The 23,432-nt window shown below is 72.3% G+C and carries 19 protein-coding genes; 11 read left to right on the forward strand and 8 right to left on the reverse strand.

Features of this window, described 5'->3' with window-relative positions; genetic code table 11:
- Positions 1-9: 9 nt before the first annotated feature.
- The 3 genes from OG214_RS07970 to OG214_RS07980 are packed head-to-tail and all read right to left on the reverse strand — an operon-like array spanning position 10 to position 3,280.
- The gene (locus OG214_RS07970) at positions 10-924 is read right to left on the reverse strand and encodes a carbohydrate ABC transporter permease (protein WP_405987452.1); all 915 of its coding nucleotides are present in this window, start codon (positions 922-924) and stop codon (positions 10-12) included.
- A 44-nt stretch (positions 925-968) separates the two neighbouring features.
- Positions 969-1,973 carry a carbohydrate ABC transporter permease gene (locus tag OG214_RS07975; protein ID WP_405984321.1) on the reverse strand — a complete coding sequence of 335 codons (1,005 nt, stop codon included), beginning with the start codon at positions 1,971-1,973 and terminating at the stop codon, positions 969-971.
- Between the two features lie 11 nt (positions 1,974-1,984).
- Positions 1,985-3,280, reverse strand: coding sequence for an ABC transporter substrate-binding protein (locus OG214_RS07980; RefSeq protein ID WP_405984322.1), 1,296 nt, complete (start codon positions 3,278-3,280; stop codon positions 1,985-1,987).
- A gap of 366 nt (positions 3,281-3,646) precedes the next feature.
- Here OG214_RS07980 and OG214_RS07985 point away from each other — a divergent pair, with 366 nt between their 5' ends.
- From OG214_RS07985 to OG214_RS08010, 6 genes are all read left to right on the forward strand, one after another.
- A complete protein-coding gene (locus OG214_RS07985) occupies positions 3,647-4,669 on the forward strand; it encodes a LacI family DNA-binding transcriptional regulator (protein ID WP_363079632.1) in 1,023 nt (340 codons plus the stop codon).
- Between the two features lie 75 nt (positions 4,670-4,744).
- On the forward strand, positions 4,745-5,488 hold the full coding sequence (locus OG214_RS07990) for a FadR/GntR family transcriptional regulator (RefSeq protein ID WP_405984323.1): 744 nt from the start codon (positions 4,745-4,747) through the stop codon (positions 5,486-5,488).
- Positions 5,485-6,258: a creatininase family protein gene (locus tag OG214_RS07995; protein WP_363079609.1), complete on the forward strand. Its 774-nt coding sequence runs from the start codon at positions 5,485-5,487 to the stop codon at positions 6,256-6,258. Before OG214_RS07990 ends, OG214_RS07995 begins: the two co-directional genes overlap by 4 nt.
- 407 nt (positions 6,259-6,665) lie before the next feature.
- A complete protein-coding gene (locus tag OG214_RS08000; RefSeq protein ID WP_405984324.1) occupies positions 6,666-7,646 on the forward strand; it encodes an alpha/beta hydrolase family esterase in 981 nt (326 codons plus the stop codon).
- 38 nt (positions 7,647-7,684) lie between these two features.
- Positions 7,685-9,253 carry an AbgT family transporter gene (locus tag OG214_RS08005; protein WP_405984325.1) on the forward strand — a complete coding sequence of 523 codons (1,569 nt, stop codon included), beginning with the start codon at positions 7,685-7,687 and terminating at the stop codon, positions 9,251-9,253.
- Positions 9,254-9,623: 370 nt separating this feature from the next.
- Positions 9,624-10,946, forward strand: a complete 1,323-nt coding sequence (locus OG214_RS08010) for a sulfite oxidase (protein WP_405984326.1) — start codon at positions 9,624-9,626, stop codon at positions 10,944-10,946.
- A gap of 547 nt (positions 10,947-11,493) precedes the next feature.
- Here the strand turns inward: OG214_RS08010 and OG214_RS08015 are convergent.
- The 3 genes from OG214_RS08015 to OG214_RS08025 form a co-directional block, all read right to left on the reverse strand.
- Entirely contained in the window at positions 11,494-11,883 is a 390-nt protein-coding gene (locus OG214_RS08015) for a hypothetical protein (protein WP_405984327.1), read from the reverse strand.
- Positions 11,884-11,968: 85 nt separating this feature from the next.
- Positions 11,969-14,164, reverse strand: a complete 2,196-nt coding sequence (locus OG214_RS08020; RefSeq protein WP_405984328.1) for a phage holin family protein — start codon at positions 14,162-14,164, stop codon at positions 11,969-11,971.
- A gap of 237 nt (positions 14,165-14,401) precedes the next feature.
- Entirely contained in the window at positions 14,402-14,806 is a 405-nt protein-coding gene (locus OG214_RS08025; protein ID WP_363079617.1) for a hypothetical protein, read from the reverse strand.
- Between the two features lie 260 nt (positions 14,807-15,066).
- Between OG214_RS08025 and OG214_RS08030 the strand changes: the two genes are divergently transcribed.
- Together OG214_RS08030 and OG214_RS08035 are read left to right on the forward strand one after the other, a co-directional pair.
- Positions 15,067-15,858, forward strand: coding sequence for an MBL fold metallo-hydrolase (locus OG214_RS08030; protein WP_363079618.1), 792 nt, complete (start codon positions 15,067-15,069; stop codon positions 15,856-15,858).
- Positions 15,858-16,610 (forward strand): DedA family protein, encoded by a 753-nt coding sequence (locus OG214_RS08035; protein WP_405987453.1) that lies wholly within the window; start codon positions 15,858-15,860, stop codon positions 16,608-16,610. The genes OG214_RS08030 and OG214_RS08035 overlap by 1 nt, the downstream gene beginning before the upstream one ends.
- 27 nt (positions 16,611-16,637) lie before the next feature.
- On the opposite strand, the gene OG214_RS08040 is transcribed toward OG214_RS08035, so the two are convergent.
- Positions 16,638-17,858 carry an aminotransferase class I/II-fold pyridoxal phosphate-dependent enzyme gene (locus OG214_RS08040; RefSeq protein WP_363079619.1) on the reverse strand — a complete coding sequence of 407 codons (1,221 nt, stop codon included), beginning with the start codon at positions 17,856-17,858 and terminating at the stop codon, positions 16,638-16,640.
- Between the two features lie 268 nt (positions 17,859-18,126).
- Here OG214_RS08040 and OG214_RS08045 point away from each other — a divergent pair, with 268 nt between their 5' ends.
- From OG214_RS08045 to OG214_RS08055, 3 genes are all read left to right on the forward strand, one after another.
- Positions 18,127-19,653 carry a bifunctional phosphatase PAP2/diacylglycerol kinase family protein gene (locus OG214_RS08045; RefSeq protein WP_405984329.1) on the forward strand — a complete coding sequence of 509 codons (1,527 nt, stop codon included), beginning with the start codon at positions 18,127-18,129 and terminating at the stop codon, positions 19,651-19,653.
- Between the two features lie 271 nt (positions 19,654-19,924).
- The gene (locus OG214_RS08050; RefSeq protein ID WP_405984330.1) at positions 19,925-20,743 is read left to right on the forward strand and encodes a methyltransferase domain-containing protein; all 819 of its coding nucleotides are present in this window, start codon (positions 19,925-19,927) and stop codon (positions 20,741-20,743) included.
- Between the two features lie 89 nt (positions 20,744-20,832).
- Positions 20,833-21,189 (forward strand): VOC family protein, encoded by a 357-nt coding sequence (locus tag OG214_RS08055; protein ID WP_363079622.1) that lies wholly within the window; start codon positions 20,833-20,835, stop codon positions 21,187-21,189.
- A gap of 104 nt (positions 21,190-21,293) precedes the next feature.
- Here OG214_RS08055 and OG214_RS08060 read toward each other — a convergent pair whose 3' ends face one another.
- Entirely contained in the window at positions 21,294-23,339 is a 2,046-nt protein-coding gene (locus OG214_RS08060) for a DUF5107 domain-containing protein (protein WP_405984331.1), read from the reverse strand.
- Positions 23,340-23,432 lie beyond the last annotated feature (93 nt).

Consider the following 23,432-nt stretch of genomic DNA (forward strand, 5'->3'; position numbering starts at 1 on the left):
ATGCCGGTGTCAGCCCTTGACGGCGCCTTCGCCGACGCCCCGGAAGAAGTAGCGCTGGAGACAGGCGAAGAGCGCGAGGAGCGGGAGTACGGCGATGATCGTGCCCGCCGCGACCAGCCGCTCGTCATTGGCGAACGTGCCGTGCAGATAGTTCAGTCCGATGGTCAGGGTGAAGTTCTCCGGGTCGCTGAGCACGATCAGCGGCCAGAGGAAATCGTCCCAGGCGCCCATGAAGGCGAAGATCGCGACCACGGCGAGGGTGCCCTTGACCGAGGGCAGGGCGATCCGCAGGAACCGCTGCCAGACGGTGGCCCCGTCGACATAGGCCGCCTCCTCCACCTCGTGCGGGAGATTGAGGAAGGCGTTGCGCATCAGCAGGACGTTCAGCGCGCTGATGGATCCGGGCAGCAGCACCCCGATCAGGGTGTTGTTCAGACCGAGGTCCCGCATGGTGGTGAACTGGGCGATGAAGATGCCCTCGACGGGCACGAGCATGGCGAGGACGAACGCCAGGGTCGCCGCCCGGCGTCCGCGGTAGCGCATCCTGGCCAGCGCGTATCCGGCCAGCGCGGCACCGACGCAGTTGGTGATCACATTGGCCGAGGCGACCTTGAGCGAGTTGAACGCGTAGTCCCAGACCGGGATGGTGTCGGCGACCCGCTCGTAGTTCCCCAGTGTCGGATCGCCCGGGAGGAACGCCGGCGGGGAGCTGAAGATGTTCTCGTGCGGCCCCTTGAGCGAGGTGGACAACTGCCACAGGAACGGGCCGGTCATCAGGGCCAGTACGGCGAGCAGCAGGGCGTAGCGCACCGCGAGCCGCCAGGGCGCGACACGCCGTCCGCCGGCGTCGGTGAAGGCGCCCGGGGCCCTGTTCCTACGCGTGCCCGGGGTCCCGTTCGCACGTGTGGCCGTCTCCGTGGCCATGTCGGTGGCCGTGTTGGTGGCCGTGTTGGTGGCCGTCGGGAAGCTCACGCGTCCTCCTTGCGGTCGGCGCGGAGCACCAGCAGCATCAGGGCCACCGTGACGCAGAAGACGACCACGGAGAGGGCGGAGGCATAGCCGACCCGGCCGGTCAGTCCGGTGCCCACACGCTGGACGAGCATCACCAGGGTGGTGTCCTCGCCCGCGGGGCCGCCGCTGGGTCCCGCCATCAGATAGACCTCGGAGAACACCTTGAAGGCGGCGACCGAGGAGAGCGCCCCGACGAGGACCATGGTGGAGCGGACGGCGGGAACGGTGACGGTGACGAAGCGGCGTACGGCGCCCGCCCCGTCCACGGCGGCGGCCTCGTGCAGCTCGCGCGGCACATTGGCCAGGGCGGCCAGATAGATGATCATGTAGTAGCCGAGGCCCTTCCAGACCGTGACGCCCATCGCGCTGAACAGCAGCAGCCACTGGTCGCTGAGAAAGCCGATCCTGCCGATCCCCACGGTCTCCAGTACGGAGTTGATCAGCCCCCGGTCGTCCAGCATCCAGACCCAGATCAGCCCGACCACGACGATCGAGGCGACGACGGGGGTGTAGAAGGCGGCGCGGAAGAAGGTGATGCCGGGGATGTGCCGCTGGACGAGCATCGCCAGCAGCAGCGGCAGGACGACCAGCGCCGGGACGACGCCGACGACATACAGCGTGCTGTTGCGCAGTCCGATCCAGAACATCTCGTCATGGATCAGCTCACGGAAGTTGGCGAGCCCCACATACCGGCCGGGGATCAGGGCCCGTCGGTCGGTGAAGGAGTTCGCCAGGGTGCTGAGGAACGGATAGAGGCTGAACGCGCCGGCGATCAGCAGCCCCGGCGCGGCGAACAGCCATGGGCTGAGGGGGAGCTGACGGCGGATCCCACGGCCGGACGGGCGGCCGGACCCGGCGCCGGGTCCACGGCGGAACCCGGGGCCGGAGCCGGAGCTCCGGGACACGGGCCCCGCCGCGGCGGAGTCCGGGGCGGACGCCCCGAGTGCGGTGGTGCTCTTCATGAACGCCCGGCTCAGCTCTGCTTGAGCAGTTTGTCGCAGGCCGCGACAGCGCGGTCGAGCGACTCCTGTGGGCTCTGCTTCCCTTGCAGCGCCTTCGCCACCTCGTTGCGCAGCTCGGTCTTCATCTGCTCGCTGAACAGGACCGGTGTGTAATTGACCGCGTTCTTCAGGGACTTGGCGGCGGCGATCCGGACGCGGGTCTCGTCGGTGCCGTCCTCCTCGGTGAAGTACGGGTCGTCCAGCGATCCCTTGGTGCTCGGGAAGATGGCGACCTGCTTGGCGAACGACATCTGACGGGTCGCGTCGGTCACGAAGTGGGCGAAGGCCACGGCGGCGGGCTTCTCCTTGGTCCTGGAGTTGACCATCACGCCCATGACATACATGTTGACCTTGCCGGTGCTGGTGACCTGGTCGGTGATGCCGATGTTCTTGTAGAGCGTCGGGGCCTGCTTCTTGAAGTTCTCCAGATCCAGCGCGCTGCCCGGGTTCATGGCCACGGACTCGGTGAGGAACTTGCTGCCGGAGGTCTCGGGGGTCGCCGTGAGCGCCTGCGGATCGAGCGCCTTGGCGTCGAACAGCTCCTTGTAACGGGTGAGCATGTCCACCCCCTTGGCGTCGTTGAACGCGAAGGCGGTGCCTTCCTTGTTCATGAGCTGGACGCCGTAGCGGCCGAAGTCCTCGATGGTGGGCACCTGGGCGAGGGTGGCGATCTCGCCGTCGCTCCGCTCGGCCAGCTTCAGTCCGCTCTCGAAGACCTGGTCATAGGTGGTCGGCGGCTTCTCGGGGTCGAGCCCGGCCTCCTTGAAGAGCCTCTTGTTGTAGAACATCGGGCCGGTGTTGAGGTACCAGGGGAAGCCGTACGTCCCCTCCATGCCCGGTATCTGATGGCTCTTCCAGGCGTCCGGCAGATACTCGTCGCGGAACGCGGCCGCCGTGCTGTCCTGGTCGAGATCGAGCGCGAGTCCGGCCTTGGCCAGCGGGGCCACCTGGTCGGGGGAGACGTTCACGACATCGGGCAGGGTGCCGCCGGCGGCGTCCGCGCTGAGCTTGTCGGCGTAGCCCTCGGCCGGCCGGTCGACCCATCTCACCTCGGTGTCGGGGTACTTCTTCTCGAAGTCCTCGATGACCCCGTTGAAGTAGTCCTTGAAGTTGGCCTGGAGGTTCCAGGTCTGGAAGGTGATCCGGCCCTTGACGGCACCCGAGGCGTCGGAGGACTCGTCCGTGTCGGTTCCTCCGCCACAGGCGCTGAGCGGCAGGACGGTGGCGAGAACAGCGGCGACGGCGACTGCTCTGCGGGAGATGCGCACGGTGAACGGCTCCTTTGCTCGGATTCTGGCGGGCCTGCGGCGGGCCGGAGCCACGGGCCGCCGGCCGCTCATTCCCCGCAGACCTTGCAAGCTGTCCGGGGCAAAGTCAACAGATTCGCCTGCCGGAACCGGGAGTTACACCGAAGGGAACAGCGTCGGTGCAGCTCAGAGCGGCTCTGCCGGTTTCCTTGTACGAAAGACTAATGCGCTTTAGGATGCTCGGACTCAAGCGCATTAGTCCAGGTCCACACAGCTCGTCCGGTACGGCCGGAAGGTACGGGAAAAAGGGGCACACGGGTGGCAGCGAACCGGCCGTCGGCCAGTGACGGTCCAGCGGGCAGACGCACTCCGGCGCGCCGTCCGACGATGAAGGACATCGCCCAGCGCGCCGGGGTCTCCGAGAGCGCCGTCTCGTTCGCGCTCAACGGCCGGCCCGGTGTCTCCGAGGTGACCCGGGACCGGGTCCGCCGGGTCGCGGAACAGCTCGGCTGGCGGCCCAGCACCGCGGCGCGGGCGCTCTCCGGCGAGGGCTCGGCCACGGTCGGGCTGGTGCTGGCCAGGCCCGCGGCGACCCTCGGCGTGGACTCGTTCTTCCTCCAGCTCATCTCCGGCATCCAGGAGATCCTGTCGGAACGCCAACTCGGTCTGCTCTTCCAGGTGGTGGAGGACATGGACGCCGAGTGCGCGGTCTACCGGCGCTGGTGGGCCGAGCACCGGGTGGACGCCGTCCTGGTCGTGGACCCCAGGACCGACGACCCCCGGCCGGGACTGCTGGACGGGCTGGGTCTGCCCGGGGTCGTCATCGGCGCGCTGCCCGGCAGCGACACGGGTCCGCATCCGGCTCTGTCACAGGTACGGGCCGACGACGCGGGCGCGATGGCGTCCGTCGTCGAGCGGCTGTCCGCGCTGGGCCACCGGCGGATCGTCCATATCGCCGGACTCCCCTCGCTCGCGCACACCGAGCGGCGCATCCGCTCGCTGCGGATCGAGGCCGACCGGCGCGGGCTGGCCGAGGTGCGCTCGCTGACGACGGACTACTCCGACACCCAGGGCGCGGCGGTGACCCGTCGGGTGCTGGCACAGGACGGGGCGCCGACGGCCCTGATCTACGACAACGATGTGATGGCCGCGGCCGGCGCGGCGGTCACGGCGGAGCTGGGACTCTCCGTACCCGGCGATGTCTCGGTCGTCTCGTGGGAGGACTCGGCCCTGTGCCGGCTGGTACGGCCGTGGCTGACGGCGCTCTCCCGCGACACCATCGGGTTCGGCCGGATCGCGGCGCGGGAGCTGGCCGCGCTGCTCGACGGCGGCGAGCCCCGCACCGTACAGGTGCCGTTGCCGACGCTGATCGAGCGGGAGAGCACAGGCCCGGTGCCGGGCGCGGTCTGACACGTTCCGCTTGGCCGAAAATCATTCCTGTCACGACCATTGACACCCCAAGAGATCAAGTGATCTATTCACTTTATGAGTCGCAGTGAACTGTCGCTGTCCGAGCATCTCGCGGACAGCATCGTCGAGATCATCCGCACCGAACGGCTGGTTCCCGGGGACGCCTTGGCGTCCTCCCGGGATCTCGCCCGCCGGTTCGACGTCACCACGCCCACGGTCCGCGAGGCCCTGCGCAGACTTGAGGCCACGGGCGTGGTGGAGTTCCGGCACGGCTCGGGTACGTATGTGGGTCCCGGCAGTGAGCGGCGGCTGCTCGCCAATCCGCATCTCCCGCGCGGCAGTCGTGAGTCGGTGCTCGAACTCGTCGAGGCTCGGCTGGTCCTGGAACCCGCCGTGGCCGCGGCCGCCGCCCGTACCCGGGTGCCGGAGGCCGTGGCACGGCTGGAGGCGGCGTCCACCAACGCGCTGCATCCGCCCCAGGAGTCGCTGCGGCAGTCGGTCCACTTCCATGTGGCGCTGGCCGCCGCCAGCGGCAACGCGCTGCTGCGCGAGGCCGTCGAGGCGCTGCTCCAGGTCAGGGCCCGGGAGCAGGTCGAGATCCGGCACCGCTACAACGACCGCGCGCGGGACCACGCGGAGCATGTGGAGATCTTCGCGGCGGTACGGGACGGGGACGCCGAGGCGGCCGAGCGGCTGACCCGGGAACACCTCGGGTCCATCCGCGAGGCGGTCCTCGCCGCAGACTTCCCGGCGGCCGGCGCGGAGGGCGATGCCAGGCCCTCCGAAGACACCGGCGCGGAGACGGAGGTGTCCCGATGAACGCCCGACCGCCGCTGCGGCTGGCCGAGATGACGACCCTGGAGGCCGCCGAGGCGGTCACCGCGAGCCCTGTGGTGATCATCCCGGCGGGCGCGTTCGAGCAGCACGGTCCCGGTATGCCACTGGCCACGGACACCATCCGGGCCGAGGGGGTGGCCGACCGGGTGGCCGCCGCACTGGCCGGGCGCGCGGTGATCGGTCCCCCTCTGCCGGTCGGTGTCTCCCCGCACCATCTCGCCTTCGCGGGCACGGTCACCCTCACCACCACGACCCTGGCCGCGGTGGTCCGTGAGTATGTGGAGAGCCTCCACCGGCATGGCTGGCGGAAGATACTCGTGGTGACCGGCCATGGCGGCAACAACGCCACGCTGGGCACGGTGGCGCAGGATCTGCTCACCACCCACCCCGATCTCCAGTTCGCCTGGTCACCCGTCACCGCGCTCGCCGCGGATGTCGTGTCGGGGATGGGGGTCAGCGAGGTGCACGGCCACAGCGGTGAGGCCGAGACCGCGCAGATGCTCCATCTCGCCCCCAAACTGGTGCACACCGACCGGCTTGTGGCCGGTACGACGTCCACCTCGCAGCTCGATCCGCTCCCCCGGCTCTCGCGCCACGGCAGCCACCCCGCGCTCGCCGTCCGCTACGACCGGATCAGTGACAACGGCATCCTCGGTGACCCGCGCCGGGCGACCGCCGAGGACGGACAGGCGGTCGTCGACGCCGTCGTGGTCCGGCTGGTCGCCTTCGTCAAGGAGTGGCTGGACGTCTGACACCACACCGGCCGCCGCTCCACCCGTGTACGGCATCGCGCACCCGTCCCGTCCGTCCTTCCGCAAGGCCGCGAGGGCGCGCGTGATGCCGTAGGCAGCCCCTTCCCGTACGACAACACATCCCGCACAGCACACACCACAGCACACCCGGCACCACACCACGCACCGCACCGCACCGCACCGCACCGCACAGAGCGCGACCGTACAGAGCGCGCACAGCACGTGACACGCACCGCACCGCACCGCGTCGGACCGCTCCGTACGCACCTCACATCGCGAACACACGACGCCCGTCGCGCATCGGCCGTCGCGCGTCCAGCACGCGATCCCGCCCCGCAGCGTGGGGCACCCCTGCCCGGAACCCAGTCCAGCCGTCCGCCTCCGGCGTCCGGCAGAAGGAGCCTGCCATGAACTCCCTCCAACGGATGGCGACAGCCGCCGTGAGCCTCGTCCTGTGTGTCGCGGCCACCGGGACCGCGACCGCCGCCGCCCCCGCGACCGCCGCATCCTCGAAGGGCGGCTCGAAGTCCGCCTGCCGGCTGCCCGCCCCTCAGCAGCCCGGCACCAGCGTGTCGCAGACCATCAGCAGCGGTGGCCGTGACCGTACGTACCAGCTCCATCTCCCCGACGACTACGCGAAGAAGCGCGACTGGCCGGTGGTCCTCGCCTTCCACGGCCGTGGCAACACCGGTGCGGGGACCGAGGAGTTCTCCAAGCTCTCGACCCTCCCCGCCGTGGTGGTGTACCCCGACGGTGTCATCGGCACCGGGGACGGTGACCGGCAGGCGTGGCAGGGCGCTCCGTACGCGGCGGCCGGTGTGGACGACGTCAAGTTCACCGAGGACCTCCTCGACCGGCTCGAAGCGACACTCTGCGTCGACGAACGGCGGGTGTACGCCACGGGCAAGTCCAACGGGGCGGGCTTCGTCGGCACGCTGCTCGCCTGCCGCGCGGCCGACCGGATCGCCGCCATCGCCCCCGTGGCCGCCGCCCTCTACCCGACCGGCGAGGAGTGCGAGCCGTCACGTCCCGTGCCGGTCATCGAGTTCCACGGCACGGGTGACGCGACCATCCCGTACGCCGGGGACGCCGACCGCGGACTCCCCGCGATCCAGGACTGGGTGGCCGGCTGGGCCGACCGCAACGGCTGTGACACGCGCGCCCGTGACCGGGTGACCGGACCCGACATCACCGTCTCGCGCTGGCGCGGCTGTGACCGGGGCGCCGAGGTCCGCCATGTCGCGGTCACCGACGGCGGTCACACCTGGCCCGGCGCCGAGATCTACAGCGGCGGCGGCTACACCACCCAGACCATCGAGGCGCACGAGGTCCTGTGGAAGTTCCTGCGCCAGTTCCGCACTCCCCCGTCCCCGTCCTCCCGTCACTGAGCCCCGACGGCCCAGGAACCGAGCAAGGAGCCGCTCCCATGACCACTTCGACCCCCGCGCCACCCGGCAGACCCGCCCCGCCGGGCGACGAGAACCGACTGCCCCGCGTCGTCCGCGCGATGGCCGTCATCGAGCGGGCCGGCAACGCGCTGCCGCATCCGTTCTGGCTGTTCTGGATCCTCTCCGCCGTGCTCGCGGTCGTCAGCGCCATTCTGGCCGCGGCCGATGTCTCGGTCGTCTCGCCCAGCGACCACAAGACCGTCGCGGTACAGAATCTGCTCAGCGGCGACGGTCTGGCCATGGCCGTCTCGACGATGATCGAGAACTTCGCCACCTTCCCGCCGATGGCCACCATCGTCGTGGTCATCATGGGCGTCGCCGTGGCCGAGCGCACCGGTTTCCTCGCGGCGCTGATGCGGGTCAGCGTCTCGCGGGTACCGGCCTCCTGGGTGGTGTTCGCCGTCGCCTTCGCGGGCACGGTGGCCCATGTCGCCTCGGCCGCCGCGTACATCATCCTCGTACCGCTGGGCGGTCTGGCCTTCCGCGCGGTGGGCCGCTCCCCCATCCTCGGTATCGTCGTCGCCTACACGGCGATCGCCTCCGGGTACGACGCGAGCCCGATCCCCACGCCCAACGACGCCATCTTCGCGGGCATCACCACCGCGGCGGCGCAGATCGTCGGCGGGGACGCGGCCTATGTCTCCCCGCTGAGCAACTGGTTCTTCAACATCGCCTCGTCGGTGCTGCTCGCGGCCGTCATCACCCTGGTCACCAAGTTCGTACTGAGCCGACGGCCCGATCTCGACGCCGACCCCGACGCCGATCTGGAGGACCTCGGAGCGCTCTCCCTCAGCGCCCGGGAGCGCTCGGCGCTGCGCGGCGCCGTGCTCACCCTGCTGGCGACGCTCGTGGTGGTGGTCGCGGTCATGCTGCCGCAGGCGTCACCGCTGCGCGGCGAGGGCGGCAGCATCGTGGACTCGCCGTTCCTGGACGGGATCGCGGCGGTCGTCGCGGTGGTCTTCGGTCTGGTCGGCACCGTGTACGGCTACCGCTCGGGCTCGATCAGCTCGCCGGGCGACGTACCGAGGCTGATGGGCGAGGGCGTCAAGCAGATGGCGCCGGTGCTGGTGCTGTTCTTCGCGATCGCCCAGTTCCTCGCGTACTTCGACTGGACGCACATCGGGGATGTGCTGGCGGTCAGGGCCGCCGAGGCGCTGGAACAGAGCGGGATGCCGATCGTCCTGGTGTTCCTGCTGATCCTCGTACTGCTCACGCTGGTCAATGTGATGGTCACCAGCGGATCCGCGATGTGGGCACTGGCCGCGCCCGTCCTGGTGCCGATGCTGATGCTCGTCAGCGTGCCCGCCGAGACGACCCAGGCGCTGTTCCGGGTCGCGGACTCCGGGTCGACGGCGATCACCCCGATGAGCCCGTACTTCATCATGGCGCTGGGCTTCCTCCAGCGTTACCGCAAGAACGCGGGTATCGGCACGCTGGCCTCGTACACGCTTCCGCTGGCGGTCGCCATGACGCTCGCGTGGACGGCGCTGTTCCTCGTCTGGTGGGCCGTGGGCATCCCCCTCGGCCCCGGCGCTCCGGTGCGCTGACCCGGCCGACCCGGCTGACCCAGCTGACCCAGCTGGCCCACGGGTGTGCCGAGCACGTTCACGGGGGAGGGAGCCGCTCACGGCCCCCTCCCCCGTACCGCGCCCTGCCCGTACCGCGCGCGTCCGGCGCCGGGCTGTATTGCGGCCCGATGAAATCACCCGTGCGCCCGGCCCCGCCGGGACAACGGCGCGCACGCGTCGGATCCGGTCGCTCCGGCGCAGGTCGGAGCGGGTGTACGGGGCGGCGTGACAGGTCCGCGAGCCCGCCGGGCCGGGCAACTCGGCGTCCCAGAAGGGTGGTTGACGTGCGACGGAGCCGCTGCGACGCTGCCGACGCCCTACGGATCTCTCCCTACCCATGGAGCGCCCGATGCCGCCCGTTCCGCCGACCGAGTCCGCGTACGACCGGATGAGACTGCGTCAGTGGTACCTCGGCCACGCGCGATCCGCCGGTGTCGAACGCCGTGTCCTGATGAAGCTGCTCACGGCGGCCTCGGCCGCGGGCTCCCTCACGGCGGTCGGTGCGACGACCGCGCGGGCCACGGCACCGACCGCTGCGGCACAGGCGGCCACGGCTACGGCTACGGCGCAGGCGGCCACGGCTCCTTCGGCCGCGCCCGGCATCGTGAAGCCACTGCCGTCCGACGTCTTCACCGTCCGGGGTACCAACGCCGAGACCAACTTCGCGGCCCTGCGCTCCACCGGCCGGCTCACCCCCGCCAGCCACTTCTTCGTCCGCAACCACACCGTCACACCGCGGATCGCCGCCGAGGACTGGAAGTTGACGGTCTGGGGCAGCGGACTGCGCGGCCCGGCGGTGGACTTCGGCTACGACGATCTGCGCGCGCTGCCGTCCGTCACCCGTACCGCCTTCGTCGAGTGCGCGGGAAACGGCCGCAGTTACTACACCACCCAGCAGAACCAGCAGGTGACCGGCACGGCCTGGACCCTGGGCGCCATCGGCGTCGGACGCTGGCGCGGGGCGCGCCTCGGCGACGTACTGCGCCGCGCGGGTCTCACCCGTGACGCCGTGGACATCCTGCCGCGCGGACTCGACTCCGAGGTCGTCACCGACGGCGTCAACCTGGGCCGGGTGCGCAGACCACTGCCGCCGGCGAAGGCGCTGGACGATGTGATCCTCGCGTACGAGATGAACGGCGAGCCGCTGCCCGCCGACCACGGTTTCCCGGTCCGGCTGATCGTCCCGTCCTGGGTGGGCGTCTCGAACATCAAGTGGCTCGGTGACATCGAGGTGAGCGACGAGCCGCTGTACAGCCCCTGGAACACCACGCTCTACCGGCTGTTCGGCGACGCGTACCCCGCCGAAGGCAGTGCGCCGCTGACCCGGCAGAGCCTCAAGAGCGCCTTCGAGCTGGAGCGGGGAGCCACCGTCACCGCCGGCCGGCGGCGGATACTGACGGGACGCTCCTGGTCGGGCGGGGCGCCGGTACGGTCGGTGGAGATCAGCACCGACGGCGGCGCGCACTGGCATCACGCACGGCTGCGCGACGCGCCCCGGCCCGGGAACTGGGTCCGCTGGGCCACCGACTGGGTCCCACGCGAGCGGGGCACGGCCGTACTGCTGGCGCGTGCGACGGACCACGCGGGGCGTCGGCAGCCCGAGGTCGCGGTCCACAACACGCAGGGCTATCTCTTCAACGCCGTCGTACACCACGAAGTGACCGTGGTCTGACCCGGATCGTCCGGCCCCGGAACGCCCGACCCCGGGCGTCCGACCCCGGGCGTCCGGCCGCCGTGAGCGTCCGGCCGAGAGCGGTCCGCTGATTCGTCAGCCGTCCCCGGCGTGCCGTACGGCCGGTCGCGTCCTCAAGGGGCGGACACGACCGGCCGCGTGGCGAGCCGGACCGCTACGCGCGCCTACCGATCCTCATCCTCTTCCTGTCCGTGGCCGCGCGGTCCACGGCGGGTACGGGCTCGGCGTCCCGCCCGGTGCCCGCCGGGCGCGCGGAGGCCGCCGACCGGGCCGGACTTCCCGAACTTCCCGAGCTTGCCGAACTTTCGGCACCTCCCGAGCCCACGGAGCTTCCCGAGCCCGAGCCCGAAGCCGCGGCGCGGCGACGGGACGCGTCGGCGCGGGCGGCCTCGGCGCGCAGCATGGCGTTCAGTGCGGCGAAGGGGTCAATAGGCATGGCTGTGTCCTCACTGTGAGATGGGGCTGAATCAACTGCTGACGTTCGAAGGGCACTTGGCGCGCGGAACGCACGCGGTGCCGGAACCTGTCAGCAGCGCAGCACCACACAGCGGGGGAACGCCGGTTCGCGCGGCGGTCCTGCCGGGGCGCACCGGCCGGTGTACGGAGTCGGCTCCGTCCCGTACGGTCCGCCGTGGGGCAGCGGGTGTACCCGGGGCCCGCCGATCCGCTCCGTCCTGCCGGGAGCGGTCTTCAGCTCGGTCTCGGCCGGGTCCTGCTGTCCCTCACCCGCGGGCTCACGGGTGGCCGAGGCGGGGGGCGGGGGCTCCGTGCCCCGCACCGCCGGGACGCCCGGTCCGAGCGACATGCCCAGGAAGGCCATCAGTACCAGCAGCGTCACCAGCCCGGCCCGCCGCACGGCGGCAGCACGGGCGGCTGCGGCATGGGTAACAGCGGGCGCGGCATGGTACATGGGCACGACCTCCTGGACATGCGTCCTCTGCCCAGGTACCGCCGTGGCGCGTCCTGCTACCGGCGGAAATCGCTCGCATGGGGGATGATGCCTATGCCGAGTCCAGTTCGCCCTCGGCAGTTTGTGCCTCGGTGGACCACGCGTTCGCGATGCCGCCGCTCAGCGTTCCGAGGGGCACCTGAGGTCCGCCGCCCTCGCGGAGCCAGCGTCTGAACACCCGGTGCACGCACTCGGCGCCGACGAGTTCACCACCGTCACCGCCACCGTTACGGCCGCCCTCGCCGTCGCCGCCCTGACCGTCCTCACCACCGCCGTCCTCGCTCGGCGCGGGAACCGGTGCGGAGAGCACCAGCGGCGAGAGCAGAAAGGCCCGTGACTGTTCGCCGCCGAGCCCGCCGTGCGAGCCGATCTGCTCCTCGAAGGCGTGCACCTGCCCGGTCGCGGGGTCGTACATCGAGTTGACCATGATGTCGGCGACATGCGGGAAGGAGTCGGTACGGCGTACGGCGTCGGCCGCGCCGGGACCCATATGGGCGAGCGGCCCCGTGTCGTCCAGTTCGCCGACCGGTACCTCCGCCCCGCCGGGCCCCAGCACCACCGAGCCGTGCTCCTCGCTCCGTACCAGCAGGAAGCCGATGCCCGGATGGCTGGCCAGGGTGCGCAGCAGCGCCGGATGGCGCCGGTCGATCTGCTCGCGGCTCATCCGCTCCGGTACGTCGGGAAAGGAGATCAGCGCGAGATTGCCGGAGGCGAGCACGACCGGGTCCGAGCCCGGCTCCGCCGTCTCCTCCCGCCCCACCCGCTCCGGCCGGTGGAGTGCGGAGCGTACGGCGTGGCGTGCGGCGTCGCGCGCCTCGGCCCCGCTTTTGGTCCGCTGGGCCCTGCGCGGTACGGGCAGTCCGCAGCCCGCTCTGACCAGATCCCTGATCGTGAGTCCGTAGACGCGTTCGAAGGTCGCCCCCGGGCTCTGGCCGTGGTCGGAGAGCAGCACGATCCGGTAGGTGCGCGGCGCGTGCTCGGCCGCCCTGGCGATCAGCCCGACCGAGCGGTCGAGCCGCCGGAGGATCTGGAGGGCGTCCTTGCTGTGCGGTCCCGAGTGATGGGCGACCTCGTCGTACGCGACGAGGTCGGCGTAGACGGCGGTCCGTCCCGCCAGCATGTCCCCCAGCACCGCCGCGACCACCACATCGCGTTCGACGACGGTCGCGAAGGCCCGGATGAGCGGATAGAGCCCGCCTCGCCCCACCCGGGGCCGGTCGCCGCGCAGCCGCGCCCGGGTGGACTGCCCGATCTCGCGGCCGACGTCGGCGACGAAGGAGACCACCGTACGAACGGCGTTGGCCGGGTCGGAGAAGTAGGCGAAGTAGCCGGCGCGGGAGCGGTTGGCCCTGCCGCGCCGCGCGGCGATCGAGAGCACCAGCGCGAGCTGGTCGGCACCGCCGCTGAAGAGATTGCCCCGGCTGGCGCCGTCGAGGGTGAGCAGCCCGCCGTCACCGGTGCGTTCGATGGCCCGGCGCTGGAGCACGGCCGCGCTCGCGGGCCGGTTGCTGACCATGATCCGGCCGCTGTCCTTCTCGTACCAGCGGAAGGCCGGGACGTCGTGGTTGGTGCCGTGCAGGATGCCGAGCTGGCTGGCGCCGGTCTGGCTGGACCAGTCGGTGCGCCACGGGGTCAGCCGGTGGGTCGGGTTCTCCCCGAGCCACGCGGCGACATGGGGCATCACGCCCCCGGCGACGGCGTCCTCCAGTACCCGGTGGCCGACCCCGTCGAGCTGAAGGAAGACCGTGCCGGGCTGTCCGGCGTGCCGGCCGTCCTCGCCGCTTCTGCGCCGCCGCCGGTCGGCGAGCCGCGAGAGCCTGCGCCGGTAGGCGTCGTCGTCACCGACCGCGAGTCCGGTGGAGGTCGCGGAGGCGACGGCGGACATCACGGCCGCGACCATCACCGCCGTCTCCGCGTTGGCCGCGCCCTGGCCGACGGGAATGATCCAGAGCGCGAACAGCAGCAGCGAGCCGTTGAGGAAGAACACCAGCAGACCGAGGACCAGCGCGGGCACCAGCAGCAGCGCCCGTACCAGCAGGGGCCAGACCAGCGCGCTGAGCAGACCGAAGGCGCCCGCGCCCCAGGCCGCGGTAAGCGCGACCTTGGTGATGCTCTCGCCGTCGCCCGACTGGAGCCGGAAGTCCGGCAGGATCCCGGCGAGCACCAGCATCGTCAGTGAGGACACCGCCCACACGACGATCACCCGCAGCAGGGCCCTGCCTGTCGTACGCCACCGCCCCTGGAGCACTTCCCCTGCCACCTCATGTCCGGGCCCGTGCACCTCCACGGGCTCCGGCCCAGCCTCGCACAGCCGCGGCCGGGCTCCGGGCGGAGCGGGATTCGAACACTCTGCCCCCGGGACGGAACGGGGCACTGGCGGCCGGGCGCCGACGGCCTGGTACCGACGGCTTGGTGTCAGCGGCTGGCTGCCGACGGCATGGTGCCAGCGGCCGGGTGTCAGCGGCCGGGTGTCAGCGGCCGGGTGTCAGCGGCCGTCGTAGCCGGCCGTCGGCATCGACAGCCTGCGGTGGACACCCGCCTTCATCGCGGCGTCATAGCGCGGTTCGTCCAGCCCGACGGTCTCCAGCCGTACGCCTCTGCGCTCGCACTCCTCGGCGAAGGCCCGCACCGATGTGAACGCCCGGTCGAGCACCCGCTCGTTGGCGGCGACGAACAGGTCCACCACCCCCGCGTCGACATCGACCCACAGTCCGCGGTGGTCGGGCCGCAGTCCGTAGAGGAGCAGCTGTCTCGTGACGACATAGCCCTTGTCCTCGGCCCAGCGCGCGCACATCGCGTGCTGGCCACGGGTGTCCACGAGAAAGGGATCGCTGTCGAGTTCCTCCAGCGGGGTCAGGCTGGCGATCGCGGCCACCCGTACATCGTCCATGGCTGTCCCCCACCGCTCCCCGCGCTCGGCCCCGTGCGCAGACCCTACTCCGAGGGCGCCCCCGCCGGGCAGGCGCGTACGCGGCGGGCAAGGGGCGCGCGACCAGGCGCATCCGGCCCGCGCGCATGGCCGCCGCCATGCCGCCCCGCCCGTCCCGCCACCGCCGTACGCTGAGTGCGGAGATCGCGTCCGCGGGGCGGGCGGAGGAAGCCGGTGGCCGGAGCCGGCCGGACGTTGCCGAGGTCGGAGCTGAGGTCGGGTTGGGAACTGTCATCACCTGGTGGGGCCATGCCACCTGCACGGTCGAGGACTCGGGGGTCCGGGTGCTGACCGACCCGCTCTTCGTGCGCAGGCTGGCCCATCTGCGCCGCCGGCTCGGACCGGTGCCACCGCCGGAGGCGACGGTCGCCGACGCCGTCCTGGTCTCCCATCTCCACTCCGACCATCTCCATCCACGCTCGCTGAGCCGCCTCAGGCCCGGTACCCGGCTGATCGTGCCGCGTGGAGCGGACCGGTCGGTTCCGGCGCTCAGACGGCTCGACGCCCGCAGAAACCCGGCGGGACTGCGGATCACCGAGGTCGACGCGGGCGACGAGATGGAGATCGGGAAGCTGCGGGTACGGGCCGTGCCCGCGCGCCACGACGGCCGGCGGCTGCCGGTCGGACCCCACCGTTCCCCGGCGCTCGGCTATGTGATCAGCGGTGAGTCGCGGACCTACTTCGCCGGTGACACCGGACTCTTCGACGGGATGGCGGACGCCGTGGGTCCGGTCGATGTGGCACTGCTGCCGGTCGGCGGCTGGGGACCCCATCTCGGGCCGGACCATCTCGACGCCGGGCGTGCGGCCCAGGCACTGACCCAACTGGCGCCGCGCGCGGCCGTACCGGTGCATTTCGGTACGTACTGGCCGATCGGTCTGGACGGTGTACGGCCCCATGAGTTCTACGCGCCGGGCGACGAGTTCGTCCGGCAGGCGGCCCGGCTCGCTCCCGGGGTGGCCGTGCATCTGCTGCGGCACGGCGAGAGCGTGCGCCCGGGGGTGGGGGTGTGATCGACGGACTCATATCCCGCCTCGCCGAGCTGCCGCCCGAGTCGACCCAGCAGGCCGTCGGCTATCCGTCGGTCTTTCTGCTGGTGACGCTGGGCGCGCTGGTGCCGGTGGTGCCGACGGGCGCGGTGGTGAGTTCGGCGGCGGTGGTGGCGTTCCATCAGACGTCACCGCTCTCCATGGTCTATGTGTTCCTGGTCGCGGCCTTCTCGGCCTTCCTCGGCGATGTGGCGCTGTACTGGCTGGGGAAGCGCGGGGTCGGCTCGAAGAACGGCTCGCGCTGGCTGGCCGCGCTGCGCCGGCATGCCCCGCCCGACCGGCTGGAGCAGGCCCAGCTCAAGCTGCGCGAGCACGGGGTGACGGTGCTGGTGCTCTCCCGGCTGGTGCCCGCCGGGCGGATTCCGGTGATGCTGGCCTGTCTGCTCGCGGACTGGCCGCTGCGCCGGTTCGCCCGGGGTGATGTACCGGCCTGTCTGGCCTGGGCGGTGACGTACCAGCTCATCGGGGTGCTCGGCGGTTCGCTCTTCGCCGAACCCTGGGAGGGCGTGCTCGCCGCGGTGGTGCTGACGGTCGTACTGAGCGGCGCCCCCGCGCTCTGGCACAGAGTGCGGCGTCCGGACCGGACAGGCGGAGCGGACCGGTCGGACGGTACGGACGGTCCTGACGGGAGCGGCCCCGGCCGGAAGGGACGGCGGGACGCGGCGGGACGGAAGCGCGCCGAGGGGCCGCGGAGCCCGGAGGGACAGGAGACCTGAGCCGAGACGGTCAGCACCGTCAGCACCTCAGCGCAGTTCGGCGAAGGCGGACGCGAAGTCGGTGAGCGCCCGCGCGACATACGGCAGTTCCAGGGGCTCCGCCGCCATGAGGGACTCCAGACGGCGCTCCGGGGTGGCCCCGAGCAGCGCCGCGGTCGACAGACGTACGCGCAGGGCGCCCAGTTCGTCCCCGAACCGGTGGCCGCCGGGGGCGGGGGTCCCGAGACGCCCGCCGAGATGGTTCTCCAGCTCCATGGAGTCGGTGACCCCCCGCTCCGCCAGCCGCGCCCTGAGCGGCCCGAGGTCGGCGTAGAGATGACGGCCCGCCTGCGGGGGTCTGGCGAAGGCGCCGGAGGCGAGCACCGCGCGGTGGGCGGCCACGGCGACCCTCCCGTACAGCTCGGCCGTGGCCCGCGTCCGCCGGGTCACCGTCTCCGGCTCGTCGAGCGCGAGGGCGGCGGCCCCGGCCACGGGTCCCGCGACCAGCGCGCCGAGCGCGGTGAGGATGTCGAGCGTCCTGGCCCGCAGGGCGGCGCCCTCCGCGGTGGCGGGACAGCGGGCGACGGCCATCGGCCAGGCGGCCGGAAGAAGTGAGCCCGCCGCGTCATGGACGACGACGACCTCGTCGGGCCACATCTCCGCCGGGCTGAACAGCACGGTCTCGTGCGGCCTGAAGAGGGTGTCGCGCCAGGTCTCGTCGCTGATGACGTGCAGCCCTTCGCCGACCGCCGCCTCGCAGGCCTCATGGACCAGTTCGGGCGGGGCGACGGTCGCGGTGGGGTCGTCGGCGGGGCAGAGCAGCAGCACCCGGGGGGTGCCGCCCTCGGCCCGTACTCTGCGGACCGTCTCCAGCAGGGCGTAAGGATCGGGTACTCCGCCCGTCTCCGCCGGGGTCGGCACCTGGTAGGCGGGCCGTCCCAGCAGCCGCGCCTGCGGGGCCCACCAGGCGGGGCAGGGCCGTGGCATCAGCACGTCCCCGCCGTACGCGGCGAGCAGCGCGAACAGCAGCGGCTGCCCGCCGGGCGCCGCCACCATGTCGTCGGGGCCGCCGTGCAGTCCGCGCCGCGACCAGTAGCCGCACGCCGCCCGCCGCAGGACCGCGCCGCCGCCGGGCGGCTCCGGCTCGGTCCGCAGGGCGGCTCCGGCGCACGCGCCTGCCAGTCCGGGCAGGGCGGGCAGCCCCGCCTCGGGGACGGGCGGGGCGAACCGGACGGGTACGCGGCCCTCGGGAGCACTCCGCCGCCGCATACCGCCACCTCCCGCAGCCGTCTGCCGTCCGCTGTCCACCGTCCGCCGTCCGCCGTCCGGACCCTGGGCCCTGGACTCTTGCGGCCTGAATTCCCCGCGGCCCGGACCTCACGATCCGGCCCCTTGCGATCCGGGCCTTTTCCATCCCTTTCCAGCCCTTTATACGGAGGTTCGCGGCTCCGTGCTTCCCGGGTGCTTCCCGGGTGCTTCCCGGGACACCGTCCCGCCGGCCTGCTTGACGACGCCGCCTTCGGGGTACCCGCGTTCCATGTTCCCCACCTCTGCGACGTTCGCCGGCTCCACACTCCACGGCCAGGTGCCCCCGGGGACCCGTGCCCGGATCGCGGCGCTGCTCAGCTCCTGGGACGAGCGGGCCTTCGGTTCCGTCGCCACCCGGCACTGGCCGGGCGCGGGCCCTGTGCTGCCCCGGCTCAGCCGCGGCGCCAACCATGGACTGCTCTGGTTCGGCGCCGCCGCGGGCATCGCCGTACTGGGCCGCGGCGCGCGCTCGCGCCGGGCCGCCCTGCGGGGTGTGGTGTCGCTCGGGCTCGCGTCGGCCACCATCAATACGGTGGGCAAGCGCGCGGTGCGCCGTCCGCGACCCCTGATCGACGGCGTACCGGTGATACGGCGGCTGAACCGCCAGCCGTTCACCACGTCCTTCCCGTCCGGACACGCCGCCTCGGCGGCGGCCTTCGCGACGGGCGTGGCGCTGGAGTCCAAGGGCTGGGGCGCGGTGGTGGCGCCACTGGCCGCCGCCGTGGCTCTCTCCCGGGTCTACACCGGGGTGCACTATCCGAGCGATGTGCTGGCGGGGGCGGCGCTCGGGGTCGGGGCCGCCTACGCCGTACGCGGGCTCGTACCGACCCGTTCGCAGCTCCCCGCGCCCGGCCGCCCGTACACCGAGGCACCCGCGCTGCCCGGCGGCCGGGAGCTGATCGTCGTGGTCAATCTGGCCTCCGGCTCGTCGGGCACCGCCGCGCAGGTGCGTGACGCGCTGCCGCACGCGGAGATCGTGGAGTGCGCGCCGGAGGAGATCGGCACCGAGCTGGAGAAGGCGGCGGGCCGCTGCCGGGCCCTCGGTGTGCTCGGCGGTGACGGAACGGTCAACCGGGCCGCCAGGACCGCCCTCCGGTACGGTCTGCCGCTGGCCGTCTTCCCGGGCGGCACGCTCAACCACTTCGCGTACGACCTGGGGAACGAGACCGTCCAGGACACCTGCCGGGCGCTGACGGCGGGCGACGCGATCCGGGTCGATCTGGGACGCTTCACCCCCGGTCCCGACGGCGCTGCCACGGGCCACTTCCTGAACACCTTCAGTCTGGGCGTCTATCCGGAGCTGGTACGGGTGCGTGAACACTGGGCGCCCCGGATCGGCGGCTGGCCCGCCGGGATCCTCGCCGCGCTGAAGGTGCTCCGCGAGGGACATCCTCTGGAGGCCGAGTTCGAGGGCCGACGGCGCTCGCTGTGGCTGCTGTTCGCGGGGAACTCCCTGTACGAGCGGATGGGCCCCACCCCCGGTCACCGGCGCCATCTCGCCGACGGTCTGCTGGATGTACGGGTGGTGCACGGCGGCCGTGCCCCGGGCCTGCGGCTGCTCGCCGCCGCACTGGCCGGCCCGCTGAGCCGCTCTCCCGTCCACGCGGCGGAGCGCAGAAGCCGGCTGCACATCAAGGGCATCGCTCCGGGCACACCGCTGGCGTTCGACGGCGAAGTGGCCGAGGCACCGTCGGAGTTGGTCCTGGACAAGGCGGCGGAGTCGCTGACGGTCTACCGCCCGCAGGCGCTGCTCTGAGGTCCTCCGTCCGGACCAGGGCCGGACCAGGGCCGGACCAGGGCCGGCCGGGAGCGGTGGCCGGTGCCGTGGATCGCGGGGCGGAGGGCGTCCTCACCCGGCCGGACCGGGAACGGTCCCGGCCCGCGCCCGCTGGGCCCGCCCCGCTCGGCCCGGCCCGCGACCGGCACCCGGAGCCCGGAGCCTTCCGCCCACATCGTAAGACACGGGTCTCATCATCCGACATCGCGGCGTACCGTGGCCTGACCACTTCGCGAGAGGGAGTCCGGCCATGCCGAAGGAGACCGCCGTCTACACCCACGGACACCACGAGTCCGTGCTGCGCTCGCACCGCTGGCGTACCGCCGCCAACTCCGCCGCGTATCTCCTTCCCGAGCTGCGGCCGGGGCAGGACGTGCTGGATGTGGGCTGCGGCCCTGGCACCATCACCGCCGATCTGGCCGCGCTCGTCGCCCCCACGGGGACGGTGACGGCGGTCGACGCCTCCGAGTCCGTCCTCGACCAGGCGCGGGAGACGGCGGCGGCGGCCGGCGTGGCACAGGTCCGCTTCGCGGTCGCCGATGTCCACGCGCTGGACTTCCCAGACGACTCCTTCGACATCGTCCACGCCCATCAGGTCCTCCAGCATGTCGGCGATCCCGTACGGGCCCTGAGCGAGATGCGCCGGGTGTGCAGACCGGGCGGTGTCGTCGCGGCGCGCGACGCGGACTACGGCGCCTTCACCTGGTTCCCGGCCGTACCGGGGCTGGACGGCTGGCAGGAGTTGTACCGCGAGGTGGCGCGCGCCAACGGCGGTGAGCCGGACGCCGGGCGGCGGCTGCTCTCCTGGGCGCGGCGCGCCGGTTTCGCCGACTCCGGCATCACCGCGACCGCGACGAACTGGTGCTTCACCAGCCCCGAGGAGCGGGCCTGGTGGAGCGGGCTGTGGGCGGACCGTACGACGGCCTCGCGCTATGGCGAACTGGCGGTCGGCGGCGGACACGCCACACGTGCCCGGCTGGCGGAGATCGCCGGGGCCTGGCGGGAGTGGGGCGCCGACGAGGACGGCTGGTTCATGGTCCCGCACGGCGAGATCCTCTGCCGCGTGTGAGTCCGCCTTCCGCCGCCCGAATCGATCTCCTGCCCCGGCGTCGCCAACTAACCTGACCTGTCCCGGCGTCGCCAACTAACCTGATCCGTATGGAAATCCTGGGAACCACGTTGCGCATCTGCGTCGACGACCTGGACCGTTCGGTGGTGTTCTACGAACGACTCACCGGAAGTTCCGCGCTCCGCTACGAGCGCGGCGGAGTCTCGGTCGCCGCTGTCGGCTGCTTCCTTCTGATGAGCGGCCCCGCGTCCGAGATCGATGTCCTGCGCAAGGTCACGGCGACCATCGCCGTCAAGGATGTGGACGAGGCGGTCACGACCCTCACCGGGGTCGGCGCCCAGGTCCTCGTGGGGCCGGTGCCGACCCCGGTGGGCCGCAATCTGATCGCCGTACACCCCGACGGTTCGATCTTCGAGTACGTCGACCGCAGAGCCATCCAGAACTGACGGCCCGCCGGCCGGCCCCGCCCGGACCGATGAACCGGGCAGGGCCGACGGGGCAGAGCCGACGAGCCGGGGCGGAGCCGACGAGCCGGGGCAGGGCGGGCGGCTCAGCCCTTCGGCCGCATCCGGAACTCGTACGCGTCCGGCAGCGGATCGTCCGTCAGCGCCGCCCACACCTCACCGAGTGTCTCGGCGCCCTCCCGCAGGTCCGGCACCTCGAAACCGGCGTCGAAGACCGCGCGGGCCGCGGCCTTCTCCCCCTCGGCGAGCAGCAGTTGGGCCTCGGCGAACCGGAAGGCGCCGCGCCGCCGTACCTCCGGGGGCAGCCGGTCCCAGACCCCGCGCGCCTCGGCGGTACGGTCCACCGCGAGCAGTGCCGGGATCGCCTCGCGCCCGAGCGCGGCGGTCGCGGCGGTCCATGCCGCACGGTCGCCGCCGTCCGCGACGCTGTCCGCGTCGCCGCCGTCCGCGCCCCCGGTCCCCTCCTCCCGAAGACCGCGCGCGCCGCTCTCCTCGTACAGGCTGTCGAAGGCCGCCGCGTAGTGGTCGGCTGCGAGACCCGGGTGTCCGCCCTGCTGGTCGGCGACGGCGAGGCAGCGCAGCAGCGGCCACCGCGAGGTCGCCCGGCGCAGCCCGCGCTCCCAGCTCCGTACGGCCTGGGCCAGATCCCCGGCGTGCCACTGCGCGACACCGAGGTGGTACTCGGTGAGCGGTTCGTCCAGGGCGGTCTCCAGCATGTCCCGCCAGTGCGGGGCCACCAGCGTGGGCCCCGGCGGTACGGCGGTGTCCGGCACCGGCAGCATGCCGGTGGTCAGCAGCTCCACCCAGGGCTCCTGCTCCTCGTCGAGCGTGGACTCCTCGAAGGGCGTGCCCGGAAGCTTGTACCCGGCGCGGAGCACTTCGAGCGCGCCCCAGCCGGAGCCGGCCGCGAGCCGCTCTCCCGGTTCGGCGTCGGCGTACGGCAGCCAAGCCCGGTACGCGGCGTCGACGTCCGCGCGCGGGAGCACCGCTTCGAGCCGCTCCGTGACCTCGGTACGGGCCCTGTCCCAGTCGTCCGCGTGGACCGCCTCCGGATCCGCCGTGAGCGGTCCGTACGCCTCCAGCCAGCTCAACTCGCCCTCGGCTTCGAGGGGGATGTGTTCGAGCTGGGTACGGGCGAGCCCGGCCTGGATCTCCGCGTACCCCGGTGTGCCCGGCTCGGTCAGCCACCGCTGCCAGTTGCGCCCGCCGCGGCCCGTGCCCCACAGGAACAGCTTGCGCCCGCGCAGTGTGTCGGTCGATGTGTGTACGAGGCCCGTGCCGCGCGCGTCGAGCGAGGCGATCCACTTCCGCGCCCCGCCGGGCACCTCGTAGAAGTAGTCGGCCGGGAACTCGGCGCGCGTGGGGTACGTGTGGTCCGTACCGCCGGGCTCCGCCACCGGCACCGGCACCTCGCGCAGCCTGCGTTCGTACCCGAAGTGCCAGGCCGACTCCGCCGGGGCGAGCACCCGGGTCCCCTCGCCCTCCTCGACCGCGATGTTGGACCACCAGTAGACGGGCGCGGTCCGTTCGTGGGGATTGCGGATCCGCGCGCCGGCATAGAGGAAGTCTGAGCCGTCGGGCAGCCACAGATCCACCTGGAACGGCAGATCGCGCAGCCGCTCCCACTCCCAGAGCCTGAGCATCTCGCCGCCGTCGGGCGCGGGTACGAGCGCGGCGTGCACCGGCGCGCAGGAGAGGGTGGTGTGGCCGGTGGCGCCGATGTTCCACTCGATACCGCCGGAGAACCACGCCCCGTTGAGCGCGAAGCAGGCGGGCTGCGACACGGGGTTGCGGTAGACCAGTTCACGTCCGGTCGGCTTGTGGTGGAGCGAGTGGACCCGGCCGCCGAGGCCGGGCAGCACGGTGGCTCGCAGCCGGTCGTTCTCGATCACGATCGCGTCGATATCGGTCTCGCGGCGCTCCCGTCCGTATCCGTCCAGAATCCGGACGGGCAGCGGTGTGCGCAGCGGTTCATAGCCGATCTGCCGTGCCATGTCGCTCGGCAGTTTCCTTCTGGCGCGTTCGTCGACCGTGTGCGCCTCGTCGAGGGTCCGCAGGGCCGGCAGTGGATTCTCCGGCCCCAGGGGGGCGGCGGGCAGGGTCAGTACGGCACGTCGCACGGTCGTGGCCACGGCAACCTCGCTTCGTTCACGCGGGCGGCCGACAGCTCCTTTGGCCGGCGGCCCGATGACCATGGAACACGGTGGACGCCCCGCTGACCAGGG

Source organism: Streptomyces sp. NBC_00872 (genome assembly GCF_045161915.1).
Classification (GTDB): domain Bacteria; phylum Actinomycetota; class Actinomycetes; order Streptomycetales; family Streptomycetaceae; genus Streptomyces.